The organism is Thermodesulfovibrionales bacterium (genome assembly GCA_026417875.1).
In the GTDB taxonomy this organism is placed as follows: domain Bacteria; phylum Nitrospirota; class Thermodesulfovibrionia; order Thermodesulfovibrionales; family CALJEL01; genus CALJEL01.
In genome coordinates, this window is sequence record JAOACK010000020.1 from 22,452 (window position 1) to 29,615 (window position 7,164).

The following is a 7,164-nucleotide window of genomic DNA, read 5'->3' on the forward strand; positions in this document are numbered from 1 at the left end:
TTTTTAAAATAAATTATCCTGCAGCAATCTGGAAATTAATTTCTATAACTATGTCTGAATTTGCTGTCATAAAGTCTTGACTCCCTTCCGAGATCTCCTAATTCCCTGAATACCTTTCCCACATATATCAGGGCAGTCTTTTTTATCCCTGCCTTTCTTACAGTCTCTGCAAGTTCTTTAAGCCTTCCCCTCAGTATGCTCTGCTCTGGCCATGTTGCCTTTTCAATGACAACAAAGGGCGTATCTTCTGGATAGGCCTGTAATAGTTCCTCTTGAACCTTATCTGCCATACCGGCACTCAGGAATATAATCATTGTAGCATTATGTACTGCAAGGTCTCTAAGTCTTTCTTTCTCGGGTACGGGTGTTCTTCCCTCGAGTCTGGTAAGTATTATGGTCTGGCTAGCCTCTGGAATGGTCAATTCCTGAGCAAGTATTGCTGCACCGGCCTGAAAGGATGAAACACCTGGTATCAGCTCAAAGTCAATATTCAATCTCCTTAACCGCTCAATCTGTTCATTAATTGCACTGTAAATAGATAGGTCTCCTGAATGAAGTCGCACCACTGTTTTTGCCTCCTGATAGGCAAGCTTTATCCTTTCAATTATCTCATCGAGGGTCATGCCTGAGGAATCGTATAAATCAGCCCGAAGTCCTTCAAGTAAAGCAGGATTTATTAAACTCCCGGCGTATATAACCACCTCTGCTGAATTGAGAATCCTTCTGCCCTTAACTGTAAGAAGTTCAGGATCACCTGGTCCTGCTCCTATAAAATAAACCTTTGATTTGAGTTTTCTCTCAATATAATCTTCAACCTCTCTGATTGCATTAATGACTGATTCTGAAGGTTTACTTATATCTCCGATTAATGAAAGATGACCAACCTCCTTCACGATCCTGAAGGACTCTTTGAAATTCAGGTCAAAGACCCAGCTAAGCTGAAGCATTCTGAAATCATTCTGGTTCTTCACATCTTTAAGGAAGGCTATTCTTTTCTCCCTGATAGCCGTCAAAATCTCTTCTGAGACCCCTTCAGTATCAGGTAGGCCAAGCACTGTACCCTTATTTCTCTGCTCTGCTGGCAGACTGAAATATTCTCTGAAGACCCTCCATATGTCAAGTTTATCTGCATCACGGATAAGTTTTAAAAAGAGGCCCAAGGCTGGAGACTGTAGGGCTTTATCAGGAAGACTCAAAGAATTGTGGAATTTTACTGCTTCAATAATAATATCTCTATCTCCATCTGAAAGGCCTTCAAGGATACCCGATTTCTCAACTATCTCTGATGATAAAACTCCATGATTAACAGATTCTGCATCCCTGAAGGTTCTGTACTGAAGGTACTGGGGAAATCTTCCAACATCATGAAGAAAGGCGATTGCCCTAGCAATGTTTTTCTGAGAATCATTAAGGCCGAGTGAATCTGCGAGTCTCACAATATTTTCTTCTACCTTAAAAGTATGCTCAGCCTTCAGTTTGAAATTTTCTCTGACATCTTCATCCCGAGCCTTCTGAAGATATTGCTCCAGATAATCATTAAACCATCTCTTTATCCTTTCAAATTCTTCACTTTTCATTTCTAAAATCCTTTCTTTTAACTATTATTATTGAAAAATAATCAAGCTCTTTATCAGTGACTTGTCTGAGGTCATAAATAATCTTTTCATCCTCCATCCCTACCCTTGATAGATATACTGCATTCTCCATAAGACCGTTTTCTGCAAGCAGATCCTTTAATCTCTCAAAATCCCTGTCTATCTTCATAAAAACAACTGTATCAAAGAACTTTAAAAGATCTCCCTCTTCTTGAGACATGTAATTTAAAGGCACTATAGCTATCCTTTCACCGGCAAGACCAAGAGGAATACCGACCCTTGCCGAAGAGGCATTAATTGAAGATATACCGGGCACTATCTCTATCCTCAAAGATGGATTAAGTCCTTTAAGTCTATCTTGAAGATAGAAAAAGGTACTGTAAAAAGAAGGATCTCCAAGTGTGAGGAAGGCAGCATCAGACCCCTCAAGCACACTCAGAACTTTTTTAGCTATCCCATCCCATCTCTCTGACAGTCCTGAATCAACTGTCTTTACCATCGGAAAATGCAGTTCTATAATCTCCTTTTTATTTAAATCAACAAGACCTTCTACAATGGAAAGGGCTATACTTTTTCCCTCTTCCTTTCCCTTTGGCACAAATAGGACAGGTACTTCCCTTATAAGTCTCAAGGCCTTAAGGGTAAGTAATTCAGGCTCACCAGGACCAACACCTATTACATAAAGAACAGACATGGGAGTTTTAAATTATAACCTATTAGATTAAAATATTTACCATGATTGCACTCATCCAGAGAGTAAGTTCAGCCTCGGTAGTGGTTGACTCAGCAACTGTTTCATCCATAAATAAAGGCCTTCTTGTATTCCTTGGTGTTGAAAAAGGAGATTCAGAAGAAGACATAGATTACCTTTTAAGAAAGGTCTCACACTTAAGAATATTTGAGGATGAAGATGGAAAACTCAATCACTCCGTAAGGGATATTAATGGAGAAATACTGGTCGTGTCACAGTTTACACTCCTTGCTGACTGCAGAAAAGGCAACAGGCCTTCTTTTGAAAGGGCGGAGAGTCCTGAGAGAGCAAAAGAACTTTATGAATTATTTATTGAAAAATTGAGACTCTCCGGGATACCCGTAGCATCAGGAATATTTGGTGCCTCAATGAAGATTAATCTAATAAATGATGGACCGGTAACGATAATTATTGATTCCAAAAGATAAATTTTTTTAAAGGGCTTTTCATAAAAAATAAAAAAGGGCTCCAGTGAATTCACTGGAGCCCCTCTTTTTCTTACAGCTTGATCACATTGACAGCCTTAAGGCCTTTTGGACCTCTTTCGGTGTCAAAGCTAACTTCATCACCCTCAGCAAGGGACTTAAATCCATTGCCCTGGATAGCTGAATAGTGAACGAAAACATCTTTTCCGTCTTCGCCAGTGATAAAGCCAAAGCCCTTAGATTCGTTGAACCACTTTACTCTTCCGTTAGCCATCTTATTTACCTCCTTCCTCAAAAACTCAGCCTCAGAATGACTGCCACACAAAAAAGGGCACAAAGCTTAAAGTCTCTGTGCCCTTTTCTACACAAAAACTTCTGAAACTACTTTACATTAACATTTTATCATAGAAAAAAGCAAACCCTTAATTTTAAACACCGTGCAATCTAGGATTAATTCTTAACGGGACTTTGAGCTTGCAGTTTTTCCCCGGGTAAAATTTCTATTTCTATTATTTTGGGGAAACAGCTATTTTCAAACTGCTTGATAGGCCTTAAATTTATTCTGTAAAATAACCTTTAAAATATATAGGAGGCCTGAATGGCAGGATTAATAGAATCACTCAAAATATCATCCTCACCCTATGTAAATGCCCTCTTAAGCATAATAGCCTTCATAATTATGGCCAAGATTATTGATAGCCTCATAGATAAAGGTTTGAGGAGATTCACAACCTTTACCAGAAGCGAACTTGATGACAGGATAATTGATATTATTCACAGGCCGGTATATTTTTCCATTATCATCATAGGCATCACTCTTGCCATAGCCTATCTACGGCCTTCGGAAAAACTACTTTATTACACTAATGGTATTCTTTATTCCCTTCTGGCCGTTCTCTGGATAATTACATTTATCAAGATAGGCAATGCTCTTATTGAGGATGCAGTGCATCGTATTAAAGATGTAACAGGTCTGGGGAAAGAGGTCATACCACTTATTAAGAACTTTTCAAAGGTAGTAATAATAGTTCTTGGCTTAATGGTCATACTTTCTATATGGAAGATAAATATAACACCGGTGCTTGCCTCTGCAGGAATTGCAGGAGTTGCTGTTGCCATAGCAGCAAGAGATACACTGGCAAATTTTTTTGGTGGTCTGAGTCTTTTTGTGGATAAACCATTTAAACTGGGTGATTTTATAGTGATTGATGAAAAGTTCAAGGGAGAGGTCGTTGATATAGGATTAAGGAGCACGAGGATAAAGACGCCTGATGATATTCTCATTACTATTCCTAATTCCATTCTTGTCAACTCAAAAATAATAAATGAAAGTGCACCGAGCCCCAGAATAAGGTTGAGATTACCGGTTAACATTGCTTATGGAAGTGATTTAGACCTTGCTGAAAAGACCATAATGGATATATTGAATAACAATCCCGATGTCCTTAAAGAACCAGCTCCAAAGTTATTTTTTCTTTCCTTTGGAGAGTCATCTCTTAATCTTGAGATATTCTTCTGGATAGAGGACCCATCTTTAAGATTCAGGATCACTGATTCTATCAATCGGGAGATCTACAAAAGATTCAATGAGAAGGGCATAAAGATACCTTTCCCGCAGAGAGAGGTGTATCTTCATAAAATTTAATGCAAATGCACTACGGGTCATATCTTTTTCAAGATTTATCTAAACACTTTATAAATCTGATTTTAATTTTTCCGCTGTAATTATAAAAACAGGATTCTGTGATAAAAGGTGATGTTTATTCCCGAGAGGCCTGAGTCTCGATATCTGTATCTGGGTTAAATCTAAATAATAATTTAGCTCTCTTAGCCTGTTTAAGGCAGACTCCAGTGTCTCCATGGTTGTAGCATTTATCACCATGATACCGGAAAAACCGAGTTTATCTATGAATCCAATTATCTCAGTGAGTCTTCCTCCACTTCCACCTATGAAGACCCTATCAGGAAAGGGAAGTCCTCTTAGCACATCAGGTGCCTCACCCTTTATTATCTCCAGATTCCTGACATGAAATTTCTCTTTATTTCTTAGTATATGACTGATCTGTTCATCGTCTTTCTCAACAGCAAAAATCCTAAGCCCTTCTGAAAGTCTTCCGGACTCAATAGATATAGAACCTGAACCAGCACCTATATCCCAGAGAATGCCTTCCCTTGGAAGTCTTAATTTATGAATTGCAACTGCCCGAACCTCATCCTTTGTTATCAAACCTTTTGAATGTGATAAATGGTCTTCCCTTATTCCGAATAATATGGAAGGTACTGCCTCTGAATCCTCACCTCTTAAAATTAGAACGATATTTGGCTCTCTGTAAGAAAGTTCTTCTAGCTCAGCAGGAGTACCTTCTATAATCCTTTCATCCTCATAGCCAAGTCTTTCGCAGACGCAGACTTTCAGTTTACTGAAAGGCTTAAGAACTGAAGCTATCTTTGCTGGATTGTTTTCCCTATCTGTAAGGATTGCAATCTTGTTATATCTATCAAGCAGGAAAGGGATATCCTCTATCTCGCATGGAAGTCTTCTTTTCTTTTCAGTGCCTCCATGGAGGCTCATTAAGAGGGCATCATCCCATGGCTCTTTAATCCTTGAAAAGGCTATCTGTATGCTCGAAAGGTCTGGAATAATCTCGACCATCTCTTTTCCAAATTCATTGACTGCTCTTCTTCCAATGCCAAAGAACATAGGGTCTCCTGAGGCGAGAAGGACCATAGCTCGGAAGTTTTTAACATCTGAAGATCGGAAATCATTTTTGTTTTTACTCCAGCATTTCTCTAATCTTGCCCTGATGAATTCTATTGTCTCATCAACATCATTAATAACCTCAATCCTTTCCTTAACAGCTCCAAACTCATCATATTCTTTAAATACATCATAAAGCCTGGATGAGACAAGGATTATTGAAGAATTCATTATAATCTCTCTTGCCCTTTTATCAAGGGGCTTATATCCAATACCGATAATGTATATCTTTTCTGCCACGGGCTACTTCTTTTCTGCTCTGAGGATATATGTTTCCATTATCCAGCCATTTGTCTTTTTTGCCTCATTCCTTACCTTTATGATCTCATCGATGACTTCCTTCAGCCTGCCTGAGATAAGTATCTCTTTTTCTGTGCCGAGATAGGCGCCCCAGTAGATATGAAGTTCTGAATCAACAAGATTTCTATAGGTAAGATAATTATCGAGAAGGACCACAGAGTTTTTAATATCCTCAGGCCTATTCTCCCTGAGTCCCCTGCCTGTAGTTATATGTATGCTATCTCCTGTGAAATTCAGTGGAATCCTGTGTTTTGCTGCCAGAACCTGGATACTTGTTATCCCGGGAATGACCTCATATTCAAAATGAGACATTCCCTTCTTAAGTATGTATTCAAGTATCTCAATGTGACCATCATAGAGGGAAGGATCACCCCAGATCAATATAGCACCCTTTCCATTATCATGCAATTCTTTATTTATCAAATCAGACAGAATCTCTGCCTTTTCCCTTCTCCATGTATCAACCCTTTCTCTGTACACACCTAAATCCTTTCCACCCTTTTTTCTCTCAGGGATCTTTGCCATTATTATCCTGTGTTCTCGATCAGGCAGGTATTTTTTTAGTATCTCTTTCCTGAGTTTAATGAGGTCTTTATTTTTTTCTGACTCCTTCTGAAAGATAAAAAAGGTATCGGTCTCTTTAAGTGCCTTTATAGCCTGAATCGTCAGATGTTCTGGATTTCCTGTGCCTATGCCTATGAGATATATCTTCTTCATTTTTCTATACCCTTTCTTGCCCTTACTCCCTGTTTATAGTAATGTTTTATATCCTTCATCTCTGTCACGAGGTCAGCCTTTTTTATAATCCTTGCATCAGCATACCTTCCTGTAAGAACCAGTTCAACTCTGGATGGTTTATTTTCAATGAGATCAAGAAGGTCTTCAGTGCTTATCAAACCCGAGTGTGTTGCAATATTTATCTCATCGAGAATAACCATTTCATAATCTCCAGAATGTATTATGCCTCTTACCTCCTCCAGCCCCCTCCGGGCTGCCCTTATTTCTTCTTTCTCCTTTCCTTTAATAAATCCTGTTCCATAAAGCTTAACAGTAATGAGGTCTTTAAATCTTTCCAGCGCCCTATGTTCACTGCATCTTCGACTTTTTATAAACTGGGCTATAAATACCCTGAGCCCGGCACCAGCTGCCCTCAATGCAAGACCGAGGGCTGCAGTGGTCTTACCCTTTCCATTTCCTGTGTAAACATGAATATAACCCTTTTTCATGCTCCCGAGCCTAAAGCATTACCCATCACAGTCTTTATAATCTCCCTTCTTGCCTCACCTATTGTGAGCGGAATGCGCTCAAAGGGAACTTTATCCTCATGCTTTAGCC

The 7,164-nt window shown here is 39.0% G+C and carries 8 protein-coding genes; 2 read left to right on the forward strand and 6 right to left on the reverse strand.

The window, feature by feature from the left end:
* Window positions 1-35: 35 nt before the first annotated feature.
* Window positions 36-1,577 carry a precorrin-4 C(11)-methyltransferase gene (gene cobM, locus N2257_05330; GenBank protein ID MCX7793808.1) on the reverse strand — a complete coding sequence of 514 codons (1,542 nt, stop codon included), beginning with the start codon at window positions 1,575-1,577 and terminating at the stop codon, window positions 36-38.
* Window positions 1,567-2,289 carry a precorrin-2 C(20)-methyltransferase gene (cobI, locus tag N2257_05335; GenBank protein ID MCX7793809.1) on the reverse strand — a complete coding sequence of 241 codons (723 nt, stop codon included), beginning with the start codon at window positions 2,287-2,289 and terminating at the stop codon, window positions 1,567-1,569. The genes cobM and cobI overlap by 11 nt, the downstream gene beginning before the upstream one ends.
* A 41-nt stretch (window positions 2,290-2,330) precedes the next feature.
* Between cobI and dtd the strand changes: the two genes are divergently transcribed.
* Window positions 2,331-2,774, forward strand: coding sequence for a D-aminoacyl-tRNA deacylase (gene dtd / locus N2257_05340; GenBank protein MCX7793810.1), 444 nt, complete (start codon window positions 2,331-2,333; stop codon window positions 2,772-2,774).
* A gap of 70 nt (window positions 2,775-2,844) precedes the next feature.
* On the opposite strand, the gene N2257_05345 is transcribed toward dtd, so the two are convergent.
* The gene (locus N2257_05345; GenBank protein ID MCX7793811.1) at window positions 2,845-3,045 is read right to left on the reverse strand and encodes a cold-shock protein; all 201 of its coding nucleotides are present in this window, start codon (window positions 3,043-3,045) and stop codon (window positions 2,845-2,847) included.
* 324 nt (window positions 3,046-3,369) lie between these two features.
* Here N2257_05345 and N2257_05350 point away from each other — a divergent pair, with 324 nt between their 5' ends.
* Window positions 3,370-4,416 (forward strand): mechanosensitive ion channel, encoded by a 1,047-nt coding sequence (locus N2257_05350; GenBank protein ID MCX7793812.1) that lies wholly within the window; start codon window positions 3,370-3,372, stop codon window positions 4,414-4,416.
* Window positions 4,417-4,464: 48 nt separating this feature from the next.
* Here the strand turns inward: N2257_05350 and cbiE are convergent, their stop codons facing one another.
* The 3 genes from cbiE to cobO are packed head-to-tail and all read right to left on the reverse strand — an operon-like array spanning window position 4,465 to window position 7,055.
* Window positions 4,465-5,769: a precorrin-6y C5,15-methyltransferase (decarboxylating) subunit CbiE gene (gene cbiE / locus N2257_05355; GenBank protein MCX7793813.1), complete on the reverse strand. Its 1,305-nt coding sequence runs from the start codon at window positions 5,767-5,769 to the stop codon at window positions 4,465-4,467.
* Between the two features lie 3 nt (window positions 5,770-5,772).
* Window positions 5,773-6,546, reverse strand: coding sequence for a precorrin-6A synthase (deacetylating) (gene cobF, locus N2257_05360; GenBank protein MCX7793814.1), 774 nt, complete (start codon window positions 6,544-6,546; stop codon window positions 5,773-5,775).
* Window positions 6,543-7,055 carry a cob(I)yrinic acid a,c-diamide adenosyltransferase gene (cobO, locus tag N2257_05365; GenBank protein ID MCX7793815.1) on the reverse strand — a complete coding sequence of 171 codons (513 nt, stop codon included), beginning with the start codon at window positions 7,053-7,055 and terminating at the stop codon, window positions 6,543-6,545. The genes cobF and cobO overlap by 4 nt, the downstream gene beginning before the upstream one ends.
* Between the last annotated feature and the right edge of the window lie 109 nt (window positions 7,056-7,164).

Excerpts from the sequence above, each read along its gene's own strand:
- cobM (MCX7793808.1), bottom strand. The coding sequence starts at position 1,577 with ATGAAAAGTGAAGAATTTGAAAGGATAAAGAGATGGTTTAATGATTAT.
- cobI (MCX7793809.1), bottom strand. The coding sequence starts at position 2,289 with ATGTCTGTTCTTTATGTAATAGGTGTTGGTCCTGGTGAGCCTGAATTA.
- dtd (MCX7793810.1), top strand. The coding sequence starts at position 2,331 with ATGATTGCACTCATCCAGAGAGTAAGTTCAGCCTCGGTAGTGGTTGAC.
- N2257_05345 (MCX7793811.1), bottom strand. The coding sequence starts at position 3,045 with ATGGCTAACGGAAGAGTAAAGTGGTTCAACGAATCTAAGGGCTTTGGC.
- N2257_05350 (MCX7793812.1), top strand. The coding sequence starts at position 3,370 with ATGGCAGGATTAATAGAATCACTCAAAATATCATCCTCACCCTATGTA.
- cobF (MCX7793814.1), bottom strand. The coding sequence starts at position 6,546 with ATGAAGAAGATATATCTCATAGGCATAGGCACAGGAAATCCAGAACAT.
- cobO (MCX7793815.1), bottom strand. The coding sequence starts at position 7,055 with ATGAAAAAGGGTTATATTCATGTTTACACAGGAAATGGAAAGGGTAAG.